This window comes from Streptomyces sp. WZ-12 (assembly GCF_028898845.1).
Lineage (GTDB): Bacteria > Actinomycetota > Actinomycetes > Streptomycetales > Streptomycetaceae > Streptomyces.
The window spans coordinates 419,964-439,880 of sequence record NZ_CP118574.1; the positions used below are offsets into that span (position 1 = coordinate 419,964).

At 71.6% G+C, this 19,917-nt stretch carries 22 protein-coding genes and 1 pseudogene; 12 read left to right on the forward strand and 11 right to left on the reverse strand.

Annotated elements, in window-relative coordinates; translation table 11 throughout:
• Positions 1-1,428 (reverse strand): molybdopterin-dependent oxidoreductase, encoded by a 1,428-nt coding sequence (locus tag PV796_RS01340; RefSeq protein WP_376566322.1) that lies wholly within the window; start codon positions 1,426-1,428, stop codon positions 1-3.
• A gap of 312 nt (positions 1,429-1,740) precedes the next feature.
• On the opposite strand from PV796_RS01340, the gene PV796_RS01345 reads away from it, so the two are divergent.
• Both PV796_RS01345 and PV796_RS01350 read left to right on the forward strand, forming a co-directional pair.
• Positions 1,741-2,457 (forward strand): molybdopterin-dependent oxidoreductase, encoded by a 717-nt coding sequence (locus PV796_RS01345; RefSeq protein WP_274910891.1) that lies wholly within the window; start codon positions 1,741-1,743, stop codon positions 2,455-2,457.
• Positions 2,441-3,070 carry a cytochrome b/b6 domain-containing protein gene (locus PV796_RS01350; RefSeq protein WP_446750550.1) on the forward strand — a complete coding sequence of 210 codons (630 nt, stop codon included), beginning with the start codon at positions 2,441-2,443 and terminating at the stop codon, positions 3,068-3,070. Before PV796_RS01345 ends, PV796_RS01350 begins: the two co-directional genes overlap by 17 nt.
• A 127-nt stretch (positions 3,071-3,197) precedes the next feature.
• On the opposite strand, the gene PV796_RS01355 is transcribed toward PV796_RS01350, so the two are convergent.
• From PV796_RS01355 to PV796_RS01375, 5 genes are all read right to left on the reverse strand, one after another.
• The gene (locus PV796_RS01355) at positions 3,198-4,661 is read right to left on the reverse strand and encodes a glycosyltransferase family 87 protein (protein ID WP_274910893.1); all 1,464 of its coding nucleotides are present in this window, start codon (positions 4,659-4,661) and stop codon (positions 3,198-3,200) included.
• Positions 4,658-5,530, reverse strand: a complete 873-nt coding sequence (locus PV796_RS01360) for a class I SAM-dependent methyltransferase (RefSeq protein WP_274910894.1) — start codon at positions 5,528-5,530, stop codon at positions 4,658-4,660. Before PV796_RS01360 ends, PV796_RS01355 begins: the two co-directional genes overlap by 4 nt.
• On the reverse strand, positions 5,527-6,177 hold the full coding sequence (locus PV796_RS01365; protein WP_274910895.1) for a TIGR04282 family arsenosugar biosynthesis glycosyltransferase: 651 nt from the start codon (positions 6,175-6,177) through the stop codon (positions 5,527-5,529). Before PV796_RS01365 ends, PV796_RS01360 begins: the two co-directional genes overlap by 4 nt.
• Positions 6,174-6,899, reverse strand: a complete 726-nt coding sequence (locus PV796_RS01370; RefSeq protein WP_274910896.1) for a glycosyltransferase family 2 protein — start codon at positions 6,897-6,899, stop codon at positions 6,174-6,176. The genes PV796_RS01365 and PV796_RS01370 overlap by 4 nt, the downstream gene beginning before the upstream one ends.
• Before the next feature lie 103 nt (positions 6,900-7,002).
• On the reverse strand, positions 7,003-7,173 hold the full coding sequence (locus PV796_RS01375; protein WP_274910897.1) for a hypothetical protein: 171 nt from the start codon (positions 7,171-7,173) through the stop codon (positions 7,003-7,005).
• Positions 7,174-7,190: 17 nt separating this feature from the next.
• On the opposite strand from PV796_RS01375, the gene PV796_RS01380 reads away from it, so the two are divergent.
• Together PV796_RS01380 and PV796_RS01385 are read left to right on the forward strand one after the other, a co-directional pair.
• Complete coding sequence (locus tag PV796_RS01380) at positions 7,191-7,433, forward strand: hypothetical protein (RefSeq protein WP_274919399.1); 243 nt, start codon at positions 7,191-7,193, stop codon at positions 7,431-7,433.
• A gap of 515 nt (positions 7,434-7,948) precedes the next feature.
• On the forward strand, positions 7,949-9,763 hold the full coding sequence (locus PV796_RS01385) for an endonuclease/exonuclease/phosphatase family protein (protein ID WP_274910898.1): 1,815 nt from the start codon (positions 7,949-7,951) through the stop codon (positions 9,761-9,763).
• A 90-nt stretch (positions 9,764-9,853) separates the two neighbouring features.
• On the opposite strand, the gene PV796_RS01390 is transcribed toward PV796_RS01385, so the two are convergent.
• The gene (locus PV796_RS01390) at positions 9,854-10,369 is read right to left on the reverse strand and encodes an MFS transporter (protein ID WP_274910899.1); all 516 of its coding nucleotides are present in this window, start codon (positions 10,367-10,369) and stop codon (positions 9,854-9,856) included.
• Between the two features lie 239 nt (positions 10,370-10,608).
• Here PV796_RS01390 and PV796_RS01395 point away from each other — a divergent pair, with 239 nt between their 5' ends.
• From PV796_RS01395 to PV796_RS01405, 3 genes are read left to right on the forward strand one after another with little or no spacing between them, the layout of a single operon-like run.
• The gene (locus tag PV796_RS01395) at positions 10,609-10,938 is read left to right on the forward strand and encodes a hypothetical protein (RefSeq protein ID WP_274910900.1); all 330 of its coding nucleotides are present in this window, start codon (positions 10,609-10,611) and stop codon (positions 10,936-10,938) included.
• On the forward strand, positions 10,935-11,690 hold the full coding sequence (locus tag PV796_RS01400; RefSeq protein ID WP_274910901.1) for an SDR family NAD(P)-dependent oxidoreductase: 756 nt from the start codon (positions 10,935-10,937) through the stop codon (positions 11,688-11,690). Before PV796_RS01395 ends, PV796_RS01400 begins: the two co-directional genes overlap by 4 nt.
• A 52-nt stretch (positions 11,691-11,742) precedes the next feature.
• Entirely contained in the window at positions 11,743-12,615 is an 873-nt protein-coding gene (locus PV796_RS01405; protein ID WP_274910902.1) for an ABC transporter substrate-binding protein, read from the forward strand.
• Positions 12,616-12,693: 78 nt separating this feature from the next.
• On the opposite strand, the gene PV796_RS01410 is transcribed toward PV796_RS01405, so the two are convergent.
• On the reverse strand, positions 12,694-13,098 hold the full coding sequence (locus PV796_RS01410; RefSeq protein ID WP_274910903.1) for a nuclear transport factor 2 family protein: 405 nt from the start codon (positions 13,096-13,098) through the stop codon (positions 12,694-12,696).
• Between the two features lie 328 nt (positions 13,099-13,426).
• On the opposite strand from PV796_RS01410, the pseudogene PV796_RS01415 reads away from it, so the two are divergent.
• Positions 13,427-13,651, forward strand: a pseudogene (locus PV796_RS01415) (transposase); the annotation flags it as partial.
• Here the strand turns inward: PV796_RS01415 and PV796_RS01420 are convergent.
• Positions 13,628-13,786 carry a hypothetical protein gene (locus PV796_RS01420; protein ID WP_274910904.1) on the reverse strand — a complete coding sequence of 53 codons (159 nt, stop codon included), beginning with the start codon at positions 13,784-13,786 and terminating at the stop codon, positions 13,628-13,630. The pseudogene PV796_RS01415 and the gene PV796_RS01420 sit on opposite strands and share 24 nt — an antisense overlap.
• 295 nt (positions 13,787-14,081) lie before the next feature.
• On the opposite strand from PV796_RS01420, the gene PV796_RS01425 reads away from it, so the two are divergent.
• Positions 14,082-15,044 carry a transposase gene (locus PV796_RS01425; protein WP_274910905.1) on the forward strand — a complete coding sequence of 321 codons (963 nt, stop codon included), beginning with the start codon at positions 14,082-14,084 and terminating at the stop codon, positions 15,042-15,044.
• 204 nt (positions 15,045-15,248) lie between these two features.
• Here PV796_RS01425 and PV796_RS01430 read toward each other — a convergent pair whose 3' ends face one another.
• Together PV796_RS01430 and PV796_RS01435 are read right to left on the reverse strand one after the other, a co-directional pair.
• Positions 15,249-15,995: a Pr6Pr family membrane protein gene (locus PV796_RS01430; protein WP_274910906.1), complete on the reverse strand. Its 747-nt coding sequence runs from the start codon at positions 15,993-15,995 to the stop codon at positions 15,249-15,251.
• Between the two features lie 315 nt (positions 15,996-16,310).
• Positions 16,311-16,706, reverse strand: a complete 396-nt coding sequence (locus PV796_RS01435; protein ID WP_274910907.1) for a peptidase inhibitor family I36 protein — start codon at positions 16,704-16,706, stop codon at positions 16,311-16,313.
• A gap of 714 nt (positions 16,707-17,420) precedes the next feature.
• Between PV796_RS01435 and PV796_RS01440 the strand changes: the two genes are divergently transcribed.
• Genes PV796_RS01440 through PV796_RS01450 form a run of 3 tightly spaced genes read left to right on the forward strand, consistent with a single transcriptional unit; the run spans position 17,421 to position 19,677 of the window.
• Positions 17,421-17,837 carry a hypothetical protein gene (locus tag PV796_RS01440; RefSeq protein ID WP_274910908.1) on the forward strand — a complete coding sequence of 139 codons (417 nt, stop codon included), beginning with the start codon at positions 17,421-17,423 and terminating at the stop codon, positions 17,835-17,837.
• Positions 17,834-19,297: a PrsW family glutamic-type intramembrane protease gene (locus tag PV796_RS01445; RefSeq protein ID WP_274910909.1), complete on the forward strand. Its 1,464-nt coding sequence runs from the start codon at positions 17,834-17,836 to the stop codon at positions 19,295-19,297. The genes PV796_RS01440 and PV796_RS01445 overlap by 4 nt, the downstream gene beginning before the upstream one ends.
• Complete coding sequence (locus tag PV796_RS01450; protein ID WP_274910910.1) at positions 19,294-19,677, forward strand: hypothetical protein; 384 nt, start codon at positions 19,294-19,296, stop codon at positions 19,675-19,677. The genes PV796_RS01445 and PV796_RS01450 overlap by 4 nt, the downstream gene beginning before the upstream one ends.
• Positions 19,678-19,917 lie beyond the last annotated feature (240 nt).

Sequence of the window (19,917 nt, forward strand, 5' to 3'; positions counted from 1 at the left end):
TCAGGTCCTGAAGGTGAGGCGGCGGACCCACTTGGTGTTGTTCACACCGGGGTTGGCCGGGACGATGATGCGGGCCGGGTATCCGTGGTCGAGGGAGAGGTCCGCGCCATTGACGCGCAGGGCGAGCAGCGAGCGGGGGTCGTGGATCTGGTTGCCGCGCAGCATCACCGAGCTGTAGGGGCCGGGGGGTTGGACGGATTCCACCAGGACGCTGCGGGCGTGCGGCAGGCCGGCCAGGGCGGCGAGGTCGGTCAGCCGCAGGCCGTTCCAGTGCTGGTCGGGGGTGGACCAGCCCTCGACGCAGGCGATCGGCAGGGCGGCGCTGTGCCGGTCCATGGCGAGGAGTTGGTCGCGGGTGAAGCGCAGTGGCGGGCCGTGGCCGTGGATCTCCAGCCGCCAGTCGGGGCCGACGTGCGCCGGGGTGACGCCGAGGGTCGCGGCCGTCTTGTTGATCTGGAAGCCGTTCGGGCCGGTGCCCGGCTCGCGGTTGTGCGGGGCCAGCAGGGCGGTGCTCCGCAGCCGGCCGCCGATGCTCTGACCGGCGGTGACCAGGAGGAGCAGCAGTGAGCCCCCGCCCACCATGGCCAGCGCGCCGCGGCGGGTCATCGTCGGCGCGGCGGGGGCGGTGGGGACCAGGCCGTCGGGGTCGGGGGGTTCGGGCCGGGTGTGCGCGAGGTCGGTGCGCAGTTCGGCGGCGAGGCTGCGGGAGCGCAGGGCGCGGGTCATGCGTCCCAGTCGGATGCTGACGTGGACGACGAAGGCGGCGACGAGGATCCAGGCACCGTAGAAGTGCAGCGTGTAGAAGGAGCCCGGGAAGACGTAGAGGAGCTGGATGTTGAGGAGGCCGGTGGCGAATTCGAAGATGGCCCCGCCGACCAGAAACAGCAGGGAGAGTCGCTCCAGTCCGTGGGCGAGGTTGCGGACGGGCAGCCAGGTGAACAGTTTCGGGATCACCGACCACAACTTGGCCAGCAGCACCGGCATCAGGACGACTCCCAGCGTCACGTGCACGCCCTGGGTGAGCCGGTACAACCAGGCGGGGTGGGTGGGCCAGTCGAACAGGTAGAAGCCCAACAGGCCCTTGTCGGGGGTCTGGTCGTTGAGCGGGTCCAGCCCCGGGTTGTAGGCGGCGTAGGAGAGCGCGCCGGTGAGGAACATCAGCGGGATGCCGAACAGCAGCACCAGGCCGAACACCGAGGTCAGCCAGGGTCCGCGGAGCGGGCTGCGCCAGAACCCGGTGCGGAACGGGCCTGGTGGCGGCGGCAGCTCGGCAACCCGCCGGGCCAGTGCCGCCCCACCGGCGACGACGCGGGCGGCCTGCGCCGCCGCGGCGGTCCGAATCCGCCGCAACCACCGCCGGCCGCGGGGCGTTGGGCGGCCGGGCTTGCCGGGGCTGCCCGGCTCTGGCGGTCGTCCGCCACCGTCCATCGGCATTCTCTCTCCTCGTGGGGTCGGCCGCCCTCCGGTGTCGGGGGCGGCGTCCGGGGCACGCGCGCATGCCTGGCGCCCGGTCGACTTCAAGGTGGCGCAGGTCCGCCAGCCGATCGCGCCCGACGTGCGGACGCGTGCCTGGTACTAGCCGAACGGACGACGTGTTGAGCGGCGGGCCCGACGGGTTCCCTCGTGCCGACCTCATCGTGCTGCGGCGTACCCGCCGCGGCAGCGAAGCGGGGCTTACGAAACGCTGACGTCGGGGCGCGCGGGGTGGTCAGCGCCCCGGGCCGATGCTCTGCTGGTCACATGGTCAGCGAAAGACAAGGCAGGCCCGTCGGCCGGCGGTTGGTCCTGGGGATGCTCGGGCTCGGCGCCGCGGGCGTGGCGCTCGGGCCGCCGCTACAAGACGGCCTCAACGCGGCGCTCGCCGGCGTGCGCGAGGGGGATCCCACCGGCATCACGGGCCTGCTGCCCGGCTCCGGCGGCTTCCGTTTCTACTCGGTTGCGCCCTCGGTTCCGCAACGGACCGCCGCCGACTACCGGCTCGCCGTGGACGGGCTCGTCGAGCGCCCGACGACGTACTCCCTGGCGGACCTCCAACGGCTGCCGCGCACCCGACTGGTGAAGGACGTGCAGTGCGTGACCGGTTGGCGGGTTCCCCAGACGCCGTTCACGGGCGTGCGGCTGTCCCGGCTGCTCGACGCGGCGGGGGTGCGGCCCGGGGCCGGGGCCGTGCGCTTCACCTGCTTCGACGGCGTCTACAGCGAGAGCCTCACCCTGGAGCAGGCCCGGCGGTCGGACATGTTGGTCGCCTACGCGATGAACGACCGGCCGGTGACGCACGCGCACGGCGGGCCGGTCCGGCTGTACGCCGCGCCGATGTACTTCTACAAGTCCGCGAAGTGGCTGTCCGGCATCACCGTCACCGACCGCGTGCAGCCCGGCTATTGGGAACGGTACGGGTACGACGTGGATGCCTGGGTCGGCAAGTCGAACGGGCGGGACGATGCCGGCATTGACTGAGCGGACGGTCGTGCCGCGCGACGCGGAGCGGTTGCGGCGGTTCACCGCAGCCGAACGGTGGATTCACCGGGGCACGGCGGTGTTGATGGGCATCGCGCTGGTCACCGCGGCCTGCCTGTACGTCCCTTCCCTGGCCGAGCTCGTGGGTCGCCGCCGGCTGGTGGTCACCGTGCACGAGTGGGCGGGAATCGCGTTGCCGGTGCCGATGTTGTTGGGGCTCGCCTCGCGGGCCTTCCGGGCGGACCTGGGCCGGCTGAACCGGTTCGGCCCGCAGGACCGCGGCTGGTTGCGGGCGGCCCTGCGCGGGCGGCGCCGGCGCCCGGCGGGAAAGTTCAACGCCGGGCAGAAGCTGTATGCGGCGTTGGTGGCCGGAGCGGCGCTCGTCCTCATCGGCACCGGTCTGGTGCTGTGGTTCCCGAGCCTGGTGCCGTTGCTCTGGCGGACCGGAGCGACCCTGGTCCACGACTGGACCGCCCTGCTCGTCAGCGCCCTCGTCCTCGGCCACATCTGGATGGCCGCCCGAGCCCCGGAGGCCCGCCGCGGGCTGCGCACCGGCTACGTCGCGCGTGCCTGGGCCAGGCGGGAACATCCGCTGTGGGAGGAAGAGTCCTGAGGTGGGGAGGAGGAGGGGGCGGCGGTGCGGTAACGGGTGGGCGGCGACCGGTACTTCAGCCGGGCCCGCGGGGGCGGCGACCACCACAGCGGCCTCGCACCCTCCGCACCACCACCCTCCTTCCTCCTCAGGCAGTCGGCCGCACTCCCGCGCGCCCGCTCCCCCGCGGCCACCGGCGCCCGTTGGCGCGCAACAAGGCACCCGTCACGACGGCCAGGGCGGCGGCGCCGTAGGTGACCGCCTGGAGGGGGAAGCCGATCAGCAGGGGTCCGGCGAGGTACAGGACGGCGGCGGCAAGGGGGACGGCCAGCCATTCCCAACGGCCGTCCAGGGCCACGAGGGCGACGACGGGCAGGGCGTACCAGGGGTAGTTGGGCGAGACCAGTAGCAGGGTGGTGCCGGTCGTCAACAGGGCGCCGCGCCAGGGGTGTTCGGGGTCACCGCGCAGCCAGACACAGCCGGCGAGCAGGGCGAGCAGCACGACGACGACCGCGCCCGCGGCGGCGTCCGGCAGGAGCAGCCGCGGCAGGGCGAAGCGCTGCACGTGCCCGGCTGCGTAGCCCTCCTCCTGGAGGTATCCGGGCAGATAGCCCAGGACTTGGGCGCCGGACGCGAGGACGTACGGCAGGTAGAGCACCGCGACGGTGGCGAGCAGGGGTGCGACCAGGCGCACCACCTGGGCCGGTCTGCGCCGGCCGGACAGGGCGCCGGGCAGCGCCAGGACGGGCAGCAGTTTGACGGCGATCGCGGCGCCGAGGAGGGCGCCGCGGCGGCTCCCGGCGGTGGCGGTGCCGAGGGCGAGCACGGTGAGCAGGACGCCGAGGGTGTCGATGTGGGCGTTGTTGACCGCTTCGAAGGGGACGAGCGGGCACCATGCCCAGAGGGCCACGAGGGCGGGGGCCCGGGCAGGGTCGACGCGCCTGCGCGCCACCGCGAGCAGGGCGAGGGTGGTGCTGAACGCCAGGGCGGCGCCGCCGACTTGGAGTGGCTTGTGTCGACTGTCCGGTGGTGAGAGGGCGTGCACCGCGAGGAACCAGCCCTCGGCGAGCGGCGGGTAGATGGTGGGGACGGTGGGGCGGTTGATGCGGGTGCACAGCCCGCTGTCGGTGTGGGCCAGGGTCGGACCAGTGCAGGGGCGTTGGGTGGGGAAGAGCCAGTCGTCGCGGAGGCCGGCGAGTTGGGGTGCGGCGGGCGGGTGGGTGTAGGGCGACGTGCCGGCGGCCTGGACGCGGCCGTCCCAGGCGTAGCGGTACATGTCGGTGCTGGTGCGGGGTGGGGCGGCCAGTCCGGCCAACGCGACGGCGGCGGCTCCGGCCAGGACGAGTCCGGTGGCGGTGCGCGCCGGGATCTTGCGCACGGCCCACGCGGCGGCGGCGAAGAGCGCCCAGGCGATGGCTTGGCCGGCGAGGAGGCGGCCGGGGGCACCGTGACTGTCGCCGGCGCGGAGCGTGGTGACGAGCACGGCGGTGAGGGCGGCGAGGAGGGCGGCGGTAACTGCGGTGCGGATGCGGGGGGTTGTGGGCTTCGCGGGTGCGGTGGGGCGGCGGGAGGGCGGCGGGGACAGGTGGTGGGGGGCGGCGCTGTTGGTCATCGGTGGTCGGGCCTTGCGGTGGGGGTGGGGTGTGGTTCGTGCCGCCCGGGGTCCGGGCGGTGCAGTGCCATGAACGGGCGGCCGCCGGCCGTCCATGCGTCGGTCGGGTGCCAGTCCGCCGCGGCGGCGGCGCGCAGCAGGGCGGTGGTGCCCAGGCGGGCCCAGGGGAAGGGGCAGCCGTGGCGGCCCCGGGCGTCCTCGACGCGGACGGTGAGGTGCTCGTCCACGTCGTGCGCGGCGACCTCGACCAGCAGGCGCCCGCCCGGGGTGACCAGGGCGCGGAGGCGGGCGAGCAGGGCGACCGGATCGCCGCCCATGCCGATGTTGCCGTCCATGAGCAGCGCGGTGCTCCAACGGCCCTCCGCCGGCAGGCGGTCGAAGACGGACCTCCGCACGGCCCGGCCGCCGCGGCGGCGGGTGTGGGCCACGGCGGCCGGGCTGACGTCCACGCCCAGCGCGGGCGTGCCCCGGGCGGACAGCGCGACCACCATGCGGCCGGGGCCACACCCGGCGTCGAGGACGGGGCCGAGGCAACGGTGCAGCACGCTGGTGTCGGCGGCGTCGGGGGCCGCGCACCAGCGCTCGACGTCCAGGGGCAGCAGGTCGCCCCGCCAACCGGGGCCCTGTGGAGGGTCCGAGGCCGACAGGCGGCGTAGGAAGAGCGGGCCGCGGGCGGTGCGCAGGGCGCGGGCGTAGGGGGGGTCCGCCCACGGCTCGCCCGCGTGCGCGGGGGCGGGTTGGTCGGTGCGGGGTGTCGCCGTGGGTGGCTGGACCGGTGCCGCGCGCTCGACCAGCGGGTACCGGCCGAGCGCGGTGCGGTGCGGCGGCGCGGCGGCGACGCCCTCCGTGCCGCTGGGCCGGCCGCTCACCGGGCCACCTTGGCCAGTGCGTTGGCGGTGGCGGCGAAGCGCGAACCGGGCGGGCAGCGGTCGGCGACCAGGGCGATGTCCGAGGCGGTGTCCACGTCACGCAGCTCCGGCAGGTCGGCGACGGTCAGCCCGGCGTCGGTGAGTCGGCGGCGCTGGGTCGCTCCGGTGCGGTCGGTGGACATCGGCACGCCGGGCACGAGGGTCGCGGCGTGCCTCGGGTCGGCGAAGCCCAACGCCCAGAACCCGCCGTCGGCGGCCGGCCCGAACCAGGCGTCGGGCGCGTCCCGGCCGATGTCCACCAGGTGGGCCGTGGTCAGTTGGGGGGTGTCCATGCCGACCAGGAGTGCCGGCCCGTCATCGCACTGGGCGAAGGCGGCCGCGATGCGCTCGTCCAGGCCGCCGGGTGCCTGGGGCACGACGTCGAAGCCGGGCGGCAGCCACGGGCCGGGGGCGCCGTCGAGGACGAGGACACGGCGCCGGGCGGGGGTCCGGAGCACCGTGTGCAGCGTGTCGGCGAGGGCGGCCGCGGCCAGGGTGGCCGCCTCGTGCGGCGTGTAGGGCGGGGTGAGCCGGGTCTTGGCCCGCCCGGGGACGGGCTCCTTGGCGATGACCAGCAGCGTGGCCGCTCCTCCGGCCGGGGCGCTCAACGCCCGGCTCCCGGGAGGCTCGTCGCCCGGACCGGTGTGGCGGCCGGCCGTTCGGCGAGCACGGCGCGCATGTCGCGGACCGCGTGCCAGGTGCCGCGCCAGGTGCCGGTGACCTTGGAGCGCCCGGTGCGCGGGTGGTACGGCACGTCGGTCTCCCGCACTCGCCAGCCGGCGTCCGCGGCGCGGACCAGCATTTGTAGCGGGTAGCCCGAACGCCGGTCGGTCAGGCCGAGGTCGATCAGCGGGACGCGGCGGGCGGCGCGCATCGGCCCGAGGTCGTGCAGTCGCAACCCGGTGCGCCCGCGGATCAGTCGGGCCAGTTCGAGGTTGGCCAGACGGGCGTGCAGGGGCCAGGCGCCCAGGGCCGTCGGGCGACGCCGCCCCAGGACCAGGTCGGCGGTGCCGTCGAGGACGGGCCCGGCGACGTCGGGGAGCCGTCGCGGGTCGAGGGAGGCGTCGCAGTCACAGAAGCAGACGACGTCCGCCGTAGCGGCGGTCAGGCCCGCGTGGCAGGCGGCGCCGAAGCCGCGGCGGGGCTCTCGGACGACGTGTGCGCCGAGGCTGCGGGCGATCTCGGGGGAACCGTCGGTGGAGCCGTTGTCGACGACGATCGCGCGCCAGCCCGGCGGAATCCGGTCCAGCACCCACGGGAGCGCCTGGGCCTCGTCGAGGCAGGGCAACACGACGTCGACCCGGGTCGGGGAGGTGGTTGTCTCACTCACCCCCCTCACCTTACGAGAACGAAAAGGACATAAGGGATTTGACGTCCTTACAGATCGCTGACGTCCCACGCCGGGATCACGCGTACCACCTCCCTCGCCGGGATCACGCGTACCGCCCCTCGCCGTGGACCACCTCACCGGGGGTCGGCGAAGCAGCCCGCTGAGCGGCGGAGAGCGGAGCGTCGAGCACGTGCACCGCGTACCCCACTACGACGAGCGCGGTCACGATCCACGAACCGATGGAGCCCGCACCGCCACTCCCCAGGGCCAACACGCGCCAAGTCGTCCCCGGTGCGGCACCCAGAACGGATCATCGGCTCCGGCATCGACGACCCCGACTTCGCCGACAGCCCCTCCCGGTTGATCGGCGACCCTGACGTGGAAACCACCCCCACCTCGCACTCCGAGTCGGGCAAGTCGACCTCCGTGAGCATGCGGCAGGGCGGATCCAGCGGTGCCTACGCCGGGCTGCGCGAGGCGCTTTCCGCCCTGTGGGTGGTGTGCTGGTCGACTGTGTGCCGTGCCCGATCGTGAACCCGGGATGCGGACAACTTCGGCTCGCGTTTTCGGAGTTCGGCCTGACGCGGTCTTCCGGCAGGCCGAGTGGTTTCCCGAACGGATCTGGGGTCGTGGCGCCGAGCCGCCGGGCCGAGGGCACGTGCGGTCAATGTCGTCCTGTTCGCGCTGGCCAGCCGTCTGACGACCGGCACGGGAGGCGAGATGCGGGAGAGGCCGGATTTCGCTGAGGCCCTGAACCGCGTGAACTCGACTTCCGTACCCTCCGGCCGACGGGCCGGTATCCGCTCGTTCGACGGTTCGTGCACCACTGCTCCACTGCGGAATCGGGGGCGACCCCGATTCCGCTCCGCTGCCGAAATGGCTGCGTGGTGCCGCCATGGGGAATCGGCGGCCTCGACAGTCCCCCGCGTCGCCCGGCGCGAGGGCCGACGGAAGAGGCTTGATCGTTGAGTAGAGACAACTATCCAGGGGTTGGCGAGGCTCAGCGGACCACCAGGGCGCGACGACGGCCGCGACGGTGGATCACCCCCGTGATCGCCGTGGTCAGCACGGTGGCGGCTCTGCTGACCGTTCCGTTGGCCGCCGCGCCGGCGCGCGCGGTCAACGGTGACGGCACTTCACCGTTCGCCACGTACAACATGCGCGGATCCGACAACGGCTCCCGGTGGCGCTCGGAGATCGCACCGTTGGTGAGGCAGATCCCGGTGGTGGCGCTGCAGGAGGTCGGCTCCGGGCCACCCGAGCCGCCGGAAGGCGACAGCATCCGTTCGATACGGATCGGCAGGACCCGCCCCTACAACCAACCCAGTTCCTATCAGTTCAGCCGCTGGCGGGTCGCCAACGGCGTCGACCGTTATGTGTACTTCATGCAGACCGACCCCCGCAGGGTCGGCGCCAGCGGCCAGGACACTTGGGACGGTGGCCGGACCAACCTGGCGACCGTCAGCGACACCCCGGCCGACCAGGTCCAGGTGCTGGACAACCCCACCTACGACCCGAACCCGAACGCCCCGAACAACCACTACCGGGCACGCCCACTGCTCGGCCTGCGGTTCGGAAACACCTGGTACTGGAATACCCACGCCCGCGGCGACGACGACCAGCAACTTCTGCGCACGGTCCGCGACTTCGCCGCCCGGAGTGACCAGCGCGGCCGGAACTGGGTCCTGGTCGGCGACTTCAACATCAACATCCTCAACCGCACCACCGACCAGGCCCGCGACCAGTCGCTGCACCTGAACGCCGACGAGCCCCTGCTGCGCACCGGCGAAGCGACGTACATCAACGGCAACACGCCCAGCGAGTTGGACTACGCGGTCACGCGCGGCCTGCCCGCCGGCTTCACCGCGACCCGCCCGCGCGCTGGTGGATCCGACCACGCGGAGGTGCACTTCGCCCGCACACCACCGCCGGCCCAGGCACCCGTCCCGGCACACGTCTTCGCCACCGTGCTGGCCACGCCCACCGGCAACCTGCTCCAGGAGAACGCGGACCGCTCGATCGGGATCGGTGCCGCCCACCACGACAACAACCAGACCTGGCGCATGTACACCACCGGCGCGGGCGCCCACTTCCTGCGCAACAACGCCATGGGGGACTGCGTCTCCCTATCGCCCAACGTCCGTCGGGACGCCAGCTCCGCCCAGGTCGTCGCCGGTCGGTGTGACGACCCGAGGGCACAGTGGACGATCACCGACCCGCGGCCCGATCCGGAGTGGAACGAGGACAACGGGGGACCTCAGCAGTGGCGGAACGTGACTGTCCCCGAGCTCTGCCTGACCCCGTCCGACAAGCAGGTGACCGCGACACCGTGCACCAAGGACGCCGGCCAGCGTTGGTGGGACAACGCCGCCGCACTGCCCAAGGACTGGCCGACGACCGCCGGCAACATACGCCTGGAATCCTCCTGGCTCGGCGGCCGCCTACGCCGGACCGGCTCGGTTCCCGGCACCGGCGTCTACACCGCGCCCACTCCGCCCAAGTGGTGGTGGATCTACTGGCTGTTCTACGAGCGTCAGGACTTCGGCTGGAACATCCAGCGCATCAGCCCGGACGACAATCTGGTGCGGATCCAGAGCCTGGACGGCCGCAACCAGTGCCTGGGTGCCCGCGACGAGCACGCCACCGAGCAGACGGACGCCGTACTGCGGACCTGCGACGACGCGCGCGGCGTCGACGGGGCCGGCCAACGCTGGCTGACCGAGACCTACGCGGACGGCACCATCCGCTACCGCAACGAAGCCACCCACCTCTGTCTGCTGGCCCCCGACGCCAACCACGGCAACGTCAGCCTCTACACCTGCGACGACATCCCGGCCGAGCGCTGGAACGTGGTGCAACCCTGAAGCTCTGAGCCCCATCGGGCCGCCCGGGCTGACGCACGGCCAGCCCGGGCGACCCACCGGAGCGTGGTGCCGCCGGACTGTCGTCAGGTATCAGCCGGAAGTCTCCTGCCCGCTCTCGTCGATGGGGGGTTGGAGTTCTGGTGCCCGGGTCGGCCAGGCGGCCGCGGCGGTGAGGAGGGAGACGATCAGGAGCAGGAAGAGGGCCCAGCGGTTGCCGTAGGATCCGCCGAGGTAGAGGGCGAGGGCTACCAGGGCGACGCCGAGGGCGGTGCCCAAGCCGCGGGCCATGTTCACCAGCCCTCCTCCGATGCCGGAGGAGCACGGGGGGATCGCTCCCATGATCAGGGCGTTGTTGGCCGGGGTGAACAGCCCCAGTCCCAGGCCGAGTAGTGCCAGCAGTGGTGTCAGCCAGGCCAGGCTCAGCGGTGAGCCGAGCATGGTCGCCAATGCCGCCGCACACACGACGGCTCCCGCCGCGCAGCGGCTGCGGTCGGACAGGGCCCTGGGCAGCACCCGATCCGCGCAGGCCGCCGTGAGCGCGAAGCCCGCCGGCAAAGCCGTCAGCACGGCCCCCGCGGTCAACTCGCTGTGACCGCGCAGGATCACGACGGTCGAGTTGGGTGTCGAGGGACTGGCGGACGGTGAACGCGCGGGCGTAGCCGATGCGTACGTGGCCGGTCGGCTCGTCGGCCGCAGTCCGGGGGCGGAGTCAGGTAAGGGATCAGTCCTGGTGTGAGGGCGCGCACTGGTTCTGGTTGACGTCCCGCCCGCTTTGGTGAGCTTCCCCCGAGATGCGGAAGGTGTTGACAGAGAGTCAGATGGGTTTCGTGAGAGGAGCCCAGACGATGCCTGACCCGAGGAAGTACCCGCTGGAGCTGCGGGTGGACGCGGTGGTCTACGGGCGGCTCGACGAACTGCTCCGGGACGGGCGCCGTCGGGGGCTGCCGACGGCGCCGCCTGAGCCGCTCGGTGAGAGCACTCGCGGCGCGTTGGAGCGGCTACTCAACTCGCAGTTGCCGCGCGAACTGGACTGGCCTGCGGCAGATCTGCCGCGGGCGACCGTCGGCACCGTGCTCTACGGGGCGATCCGCCCAGCAGATCCCGGCACCGACGGCTCAGGACTCCGGGCAGTCTTCCCGACGGCCCACGATGACGATCAGGAGGTGGGCTCGTGACCGGGGCAGACGGCCGGGTGGCACTGGTGACAGGGGCCAGCAGCGGAATCGGTGCGGCCACCGCGGGTCTCCTTGCCGCACGAGGGATGCGCGTGGTGGTCAACTATCTGCGCAACACCAAGGCGGCCGACGAGGTCGTGGCCGACATCGAGGCCGCAGGCGGGCAGGCCATGGCCGTGCAGGCCGACGTGCGCGAGGCAGCGGCCGTCGAGAGCATGGTCGAGCAGGTCCAGGCGGCGTGGGGCGGCATCGACGTGCTCGTGCACAACGCGCTGATCCCGTATGCGGTCAAGTCGTTCCAGGACATGACGTGGGAAGAACTGGGCGGCAAGATCGACGCCGAGATGCATGCGGCGTTCGCGGTCACCAAGGCCGTCCTGCCCGCCATGAGCGCACAGGGCTGGGGACGCATCGTCTACATCAGCACCGGCCTCAGCCGCCGGCCCCGGACGGGCATGATCGCGCTGGGCGCGGCCAAGGCCGCCCTGGAGCAGTTCGCCCGTTACCTCGCCCAGGAACTGGGCCCGCAGGGCATCACGGTCAACATCGTCGCAGCCGGCCCGGTGGAGGACACTCGCATGGGGTCCGCGCTTGATGAGAAGACCAAGCAACGGCAGGTGGCCCTCACCCCCTTGGGCCGCCTGGCACGCCCGGCCGACGTCGCCCAAGCGGTCGCCTTCTACGCCGGCGAGGACAACTGCTTCATGACCGGCACCACGGCCGCGGTCAACGGCGGAATGTCGATGGACTGAAACCCGACCGGTATCCGCCGGACCATCACCTCAGCATCAAAGGAACAGCTTCATGTACAGGATCGATCTCGCCTACGTCGGGCGGGGCCTGCACGAGGAACTGGCCGCCTACATCGCCGACCAGCAGGACTACTACGCCGACGAGGGCGTCCACGTCGCCCTGCGCGACGGCTGCACCTGGGACATCGAACGGCTGCGCCGCTGCGCCACCATCGGGCTCGGCCGGGCACTGCTCTCCCGCCTGACCGACGGCATCCCGTGGGTCGCCCTTGACGTCAACACCGACCACCCGCTGTTCTGGTTCCTGGCCCGCCACGGCCTGACCTCCCTGACCGACCTGGCCGGCAAACGACTGGCGGTACACGCCCCCCACACCCCACCCGGGTGCTTCGCCCGGATCGTGCTGCGCAAGGCCGGCCTCGACCCCGACCGCGACGTCGACACCGTCGTCCGCTCGCCCGGCGACTACGGCATGGACCTGCGCCGACTTCGCGAGGGCACGATCGACGCCGCCTACGTCGGCAGCACCATGGCGCCCGAGGCGGTCGCCGCCGCGCACGGCTGGCAAGTGCCGGCCTGGGTCGGCGACCACTTCCAGATCCCCACCGTGGGCGTGGCCGTCGACCCCACCTACATCGCCCCGGACGACCCAGCGGTCCAGGCCGTCGTGCGAGCCCACCGGCGCGCCCTGCAGGTGATCCACGACGACCCCGACACCACCGTGCGGTACATGCGGACGTTCCTCGGCGGACAGACCGAGGACGAAGTCCGGGCCCACTACGAGACGTTCATCGCGCCGTACTTCACCACCGACGGCCAAGCCGACCTCGCGGTCGGCGACAGCGCGATCACCGAGGTCGCCGCCGAACTCGGTGTCCCCGCCACCGTCACGGCAGCCGAGTTCTACCGCACCGCCACGGCCTAGAACCTGGCGACGCCGACGCTGTCAAAGCACGGGCAGTACCTCAAGACCGCCCACGCAACGATCGAAGCCAGCCCCGGGTCAGGCCCTGCCGACATTCCTGCCCGGCATCGGCTCAGCGAGTGCCGTTCGCCATTCAGGCGCACCGAAGGCGTCCGCGAAGTACTGCGTCTCGTGCACCACCTGCCCGTGGGCGAATTCCATGATGCTCACTGAATAGGTGGGCACCCCGTCGTACGTGATGACGCACTCGCTCACCCACAGATCCCCGCCGCCAACGATCCGGTGAACGGTGAAGTGCCGACTGGCAGGGTGTCCGCCGCGTTGCGCCGAAATCGTCGCGCGGCCCCGGAATCGTTCACCGGACTGGGGATAGTCGAGGATCGCGTCCGCCGCGTAGATGGCGTGCTCGGCTTCGGTATCCCCACGCTCCGACGCCCGCCAGTGTTCCTCGACTGCGGCCCTGGTACGGATGTCAGCATCCATCGCACTGTCCCTTCTGCAGGCGGCCGGAGCGATCCGGGCACCTGGGAACGCTTCGAAGATTCCTCCCGGGACGCCGGGTCGTTGAACGTCATGGGCAACGGGGACAGCGTAGATCGCCAAGGCCGCGACTCAGTCTTAAGCTTGACTCTGTCGGGGATCGTGGCGTTTCCCGGTGCGCCAGTGTGATCAGCGGGCATGCTCGGGGCTGTTTCGAAGACCGATGCAGTTGTCGAGGTGTCAGTTGTCGCTCCGTCCCCGTTTCGGTGAGCAAGTCCCGTCTCTGACCGTGCAGATCGCGCGGGCGAGTAACCCGGGCGGTACGACGGCGATGTGGGTGAGAGACCGGCTGGACGGGCTGTGGTGCGACGAGGACTTCGCCGACTGGTACCCGCGCGACGGACGCCCCGGCATCTCGCCCGCTCAGTTGGCCACCGTCTGTGTGCTGCAGTTCCTGCTCGGCCTGTCGGACCGGCAGGCAGCAGAAGCGGTCCGCTGCCGCATCGATTTCAAGTACGCCCTGGCCATGGAGTTAGACGATCCCGGCTTCCACCACAGCGTGCTGGCCGACTTCCGCGAGCGTCTCACCCAGGACGACCGCGCCGACCGTCTTCTCGATCTGGCGCTCGCGCGCCTGAAGGAGGCCGGACTCGTGCGCGAGCGCACCACGCAGCGCACCGACTCCACCCACGTCCTGGCCGCGGTGCGCGACCTGACCCGGCTGGAACTGGTCACCGAGGCCGTCCGTGCCGCGCTAGAAGAAGTAGCCCGCACGGCCGGGCATCTGCTGGTCGGCCTGGTCGACGAGGACTGGGGGCGCCGCTACGGCCGTCCGGTCCGTCTGGGCAAGAACCCCACCCGGCCCAAGACCAGGATCCTCGCCGCCGGCGGCGACGCCTGCCGCCTGCCGCCTGCTGGAACGCCTCCACCGGCACGGATCGGGCTACCGGCCCGGCCCGCAGGCCGAGGCGCTGCGACAGATCGTCGTGCAGAACTACTACCGCGACGCGGCAGGCCGCCTGCGCTGGCGCACCGCCGAGGACGGCGGCCTGCCGCCCTCCTCCTCGGCAATCGTCTCGCCCTACGACACCACGGCACGTTACGTCCGTCACGGGCACATCATCCGCTGGAAGGGGTTCGCCGCGCATGTCACCGAGACGTGCGCCTCCAACAGCGTCAACGTGATTACGGATGTGGCCACCACCTCGGCCGCCACCAACGACGCCCAGGCCCTGCCTGGCATCCACACCCGTCTGGCGCGTCGCAGCCTGCTGCCTGCCGAGCACCTGGTCGACGGCGGCTACACCTCTCTGGTTCATCTGGAACGAGCCGAGCGCGAACATCAGGTCACTGTCAGCGGGCCGCTGCCGGGCAACCCCACCCGCCAGCACCGCAGGAACGAAGGTTTCGACCGGGACGACTTCCACATCGACTTTGACCGCCGACAAGTCACCTGTCCCCAGGGCAAGGTCAGCCAGGGCTGGCACGGCCCCTACCCGACCTCCTCGCCCACCGCGGCACCCCTGATCGTGGCACGGTTCACCAAGAGCCAGTGTCAGCCGTGTCCGGACCGACCCCGGTGCACCAGCTCCCACCAGGGCGCCCGGAACGTGGGCTTCCCTCCACGAGAACTCCGCGACCTGCAAGTCCGCGTCCGCAGCGAGCAGCAGACACCCGAGTGGAAGGCCCGCTACGCGGTTCGCTCCGGAGTGGAGGGCACCATCAACGAGTTCGCCCACGGACACGGCATGCGCCGCTGCCGCTACCGAGGACAGCCGAAAACTCACCTGCAACACGTGTTCACGGCCATCGCCGTGAACATCGAGCGCCTCAGCGGCCGGTCACTGACCGAGGAAGCCTCTTTACCGAGACCGCCGACCGCCTTCCAGACCTTCCTGGACCAGAACGACATCCCCCGGCCGAAGTCCTGGCGAACCCTCGGTACCTGAGCCCGACCATCCAAGATCCCCGACAGAGTCAAGTTAAGACGTTGTTTCACTTGGTGAGCTGCCAGTAGGGGCTGAACCTGGGGCCGTGCCGAGGAAAGCCGGAAAGTGTTCACCCGTCGCTCGTGGGTCAGCGGCAAACAGCGTGGAAGGTTGTGACGAGAAGGGGCATCAGGCGCCGACGGGCGGGGCGCACAGCCCCCGGCGTCAGCCATCCAGCCGGTCGGAGCCCGTGGACGGCATCCGGGTCCGGTGGCCGCGTAGGGCGGGGCGGATCCGGTCGAGGAGGACGAGGGCCAGGGCCAGGACGTAGAAGGCCAGGGCGAAGACCACGGCGTTGGTGAGGACGCCCGGGTAGCCGTGGAGGTCGACGTCAACGAAGGGATAGGGGTAGCGGCCCTCGGTGCCGGGAGCGAGGAGGGCGCCGCGGATGAGGGCGAAGGGGAGGTAGAGGAGGGGGTAGGTGAGCCACTGCCAGGCAGAGCGGAACAGGAAGGCGCCGGGGGCCGTGAAGACGAGCCAGTCGAGGACGGCGGCGAGCGGGGTGGCGGTGTGGAGGAGTTGACTGGCGGCCGTTTCGAGGGGCGTGCGCTGGCTGGTCATGGCGAAGCCGCTGGCGTCGTTGGACAGCACGAAGTGGAAGACGAGTCCGGTGATGCAGATGTACAGCAGTGCGGCGCCGGTGATGCGCGGGGAGAGGGCCGGCCGCCCGGTCCAGGCGCGGTGGGCGGACCAGGCGAAGACGACGACCAACAGGATGTTGGACTGGATCGTGAAGTAGCTGAAGAGCCGGCCCAGATCGTGCGAGGCGGCCACGTCCAGTGCGATGCCGGTGACTCCGATCAGGGCCGCGAGCGCACGGAAGGCTGCCGCGACGGGGCGGCGGGGCCGGGCGGCGGGCTCGGCGGAGGCCGCAACGGCCGTCGAAGTCGTGGGGGATATCGGATCGAGCATCGGCCCACCCTACGGTCCGACTCCGGAACGGCTTCCTCCGGCTGCCTGTTCCGCTGCCGGCAACCTGGTCAGCGTCAACCTCGTCGCTCCCCTCACCACCAGCACGGCCGGTCGGCCACGGACCTCAAGCTGTACATGACTGCGCGGTTGCCCGACCCTCTCGTCAATGATCTTCGTCGGGGCCGCAGTGCGTGAGGACGAGGACGCATGGCGAAAGGGCACCCAGGGACAACTTCCCTGGGTGCCCTGCGCATTACTGCCGGACGATCCGGAAAATGCGGGCGCGAGCCGCTTCAGCTCAGCCCGCGCGCCGGGTCAGCGGCGGTGCGTCTCCCACTTGTTGGACGCCACGTCGTGGCCGAAACGGTGCGGCAGCCGCACCTCGCCCTCGTTGCGGGCGACCTCGATGCGGTGCCCCTTGAAGTCCTTGCGGTCCCAGATCACCGCGTCGCGACGGCCGTTGTTGTAGACCGACTCGATGTGCCGTAGGGCCCGCTTGTGCAGCAGGTTCCTGTTGTCGCCGCGGATCACGGTGACCCGGCCGGTGTAGTGGGCGCCGGAGTACGCACACAGCGCACCGGACGCGCAGTTCCGGGGGGCCCGGTGGCCCTCGTGGCCCTCGTGGGAGGGGGTCGCCTGGGCGGTGGCGGGGGCGGCGAGCGCGAGGACCGCGGCACCGGCCAGCAGCCCGAAGGCCGTACGCGTAGTCATGACGGTGATACCTCCTGGTAAGTGTCTTGTTTCTGATGCCTTGGTGGCAGGGGAAAGTTGGCACATCTCCAGGGGGCGTGAGGCCCGTCCATCCGCACAGCCATTGGCTCCGGCGCTCCCGCCGAATCGATTCGTCGACCCGCCACCGCCCTCTCCACAATGGCTGGGAAAGGTCCCTGCGCGATGGTGTTCACGCAGGTCAGTCGTGGGTGTCCAGCGGCTCCTCCGGCCCGATGGCGGGGCGTCGAGGGCGACGCCGGGCGGGGCGCGATCGCCGTGTACCCGCGGCCGGAGATTCACCCGGAAGTGGAAGCAGGAAAGCGCACTTTCATATCGCGCCGGCCGAAACGAGTGCGGTGGCATCGCCCGGCCCGCGGAGCCGCCGGCGGATCGCTCGGGACCCCGGCAACCCGCGCCAGCGGCAGGCCCGTTGCCATTTCACGGCGATTTCAGCGGCCGCCCCTAGCGTGCCGCACGACTGGTCCGACGGCTGCCCAACCCCATCGGCACCGGCCCGGAACTCAACACGACCCCGGTGGATGCGCCACTGCGGCCGGGGACGACCGGTGCCGTCAACGGAGCAGTCGGTTCCGGCACCGGAGCCGACGCCACTGACCCGACACGCGGACCGCACGAGCCCGGGCTCGTCGGGAGCCACCGGCCAACTGGCCACCGGTCACCGGCCGCTGTCGAACACGAAGAATGGTGGGAAGAGTGAAACAGGCATGCGACGCGGAGCACGCGGACGAGGGGCCGCCGGGCGTCCAGACCCGGCTTGTCATGGTCGGTGGACTCGCCGGCGCGGTGCTGCTGGTCGCTTCGCTGGCCATCAGCCTCGGCGGTTCCATGGACGTCAGCGTGCCGAAGATACCGAAGCCCCCCTCGATGCCGACGTCCCTTCCGACCTCCTTTCCCACGTCCTTCCCCACACCGCCCACTTCCCTGCCGTCGATCCCGCCGGGCTCACTGCCCACCGGCCTACCGACCAACATGCCGACAGGTCTGCCAACCGGCCTTCCCACCAACCTGCCGACAAGTCTGCCGACCAACCTGCCCACGGACATGCCGAGTCTGCCGCCGCTGCCCACCGACCTGCCCGGCCTGCCCGGCAAACCGGGAGGTGACTCATGAGGCTTCCTGCCGCCCTGCCCGTTCGGGACGACCCGTTGGTCCGCGCCAGAGCACTGCTCATCGGCCGCATCGCCATCGCGCTGTACCTGCTCGAATTGGTCCTCGACCTCACCCGGCCGCGACTGACGCCGGACGAACCGACCCTGTCCATCTTCTACAAACCCCCGGCCGCCTTGGGCTCGTTGGGCGCCCCGGACTCATTCAGCCAGCTGCTCGCCATGCCGCGCGCCGTGTTCTGGACCGTACTGGCGGGCATCGCGGCCGGCGTGCTCATCCAGGTCTACGCGGTCATCACGCGTCCGTCCGACCGGCGTTCGGTGCTGCTGACATGGTTGACGCTGGGGTGTCTGCTGCTGCCGTTCGGGCTGATCCCGCTGAGCGTCATGGTGGAGTACTTCCCGGTCGCGCTCGCCTGCCTGCCCAGTACGGCCGTGGTGCTGTTGCTGCTGCACGGCGGGGTGCGGTTCGCCCGGGTCCCGTTGAGGGCGCTGCTGGCCGCCTTCGCCTGGGGCGCGTTGATCGTCTTCGGGTTCGGCCGCGCCTGTGGCGGGCTGGTCTTCGGGACCCTCAACGGCTACCTGGGCGGCGCCCCCTCCGCGGCCGATCCCGGCCGGATGCTCAAGAGCCTCTACCACGTCATGGGCCTGACGATCCTGCACCTCGACGCCGTCAACGAACTCGCCGTCGCCGCGGGGGTGGTGCTGCTCCTGCTGATGTTCCGGCACCGCGTCACCGATGTCGTGACCGGCCTGAGCCTCGGTGCCGCCGTCGGGCTCGGCTACAACTTCGTGGAGAGCGCCCTCCTCATCAAGATCTACGGTTCGTTGGGCTCGTTCCTCGGCGTGTCCGGCGGTTTCGAGTACTGGATCCGGCAGTCGATCGGCCTGCTCGGCGGGCAGGTGACGTTCGGTGCGCTGCTGGGGGCCGGGCTCGGCCTGGCCGCCAAGGCGCGGCGGCGCGGGCTCGTCGCCACGGCCGCCCTGGTGGCGGCGATCGGCGGCACATCGGGCGCCGAGACGGTGTCCGGGTGGCTGTCGCGCCAGGTCCAGGGTCACGTCGAACTGGGCAGTGCGCTCGACACGTTGGTGATCTCGCCGCTGCTGTGGCTCCTCCCACAGCTGCCGTTCACGGCCCTGGCCGTCGCGCTCCTGGTGCACGGGCTGCGGGAACGCGGCCGGGTGATGCGGGCCGCGATCCAGCAGGAGGCCGCGGCGGGCCCGGCCATCACACAGGCGGAGCTGCCGGTCCTGGCCTCCGCCGCACGGCGGTTCTGGGCGGTGGTGGGCACCTGGCGCTGGTACGGCCGGGGTTCGGCCCGCGCGCTGCACCGCCTGCAGACGGCCCAGTTGGAACTCGCGGGCCGACAAGTGCACAACGATCCGACGGACACCTCACAGGGGGATGCATTGCGTACTCGCATAGTGCGGCTGAAGGGCGACCTTCCGGCGGTGACCCGATGAGCGCCCGCCGGACCGCCTCTCGCCGGGCCACCTTGCGCCTGACGGCCGTAACGGCCCTGTTCGCCGGGATCGTGCCGCTGCTGACCGCGCAGGAGGCGTCGGCCTGCGATGTCGGCTACGGCTACCGGCCGTCGGTGAACATCAACGACATGCTCCACCGCAGGACTTGCTCCACGGGCACCTCGCTCGCCGGCGCCGCGGTCGTCGACGCCCTGGCCCTGGCCGGCGTCGTCGGCGCGGGCTGGGTCGCCTACCGACTCGGGGACAGGGACTCCGGCTCACCGTCCAAAGGCCAGACAGCACCCGGCCCAGCGCTGACCGCCTATCTCCACGCTGCGGGCACCGCCTCCGAGGCGCCCGGTGTGAGCGATGAGGCATAGCTCCCGGCGCTTCGCGGCGGAGCGGTTCCCGCGGCTCTTCTCATGGCCGGCGTCCTGACCGTCGCCGGCTCCAACGCCCCAAGCGGGGCGCGGCGTTCGCCGTGACGCCGTCACCGGTTCCGGGCGGGCTCGGACTGGCTACGTGCAGGCCCGCGGCCGTGGCCCCGTCCACGCCCGACCTCGACCAAACCGAAGAAGGAGAGCACGATGCGTACCCTTGTTCATCGCCTGAGGGCGAGG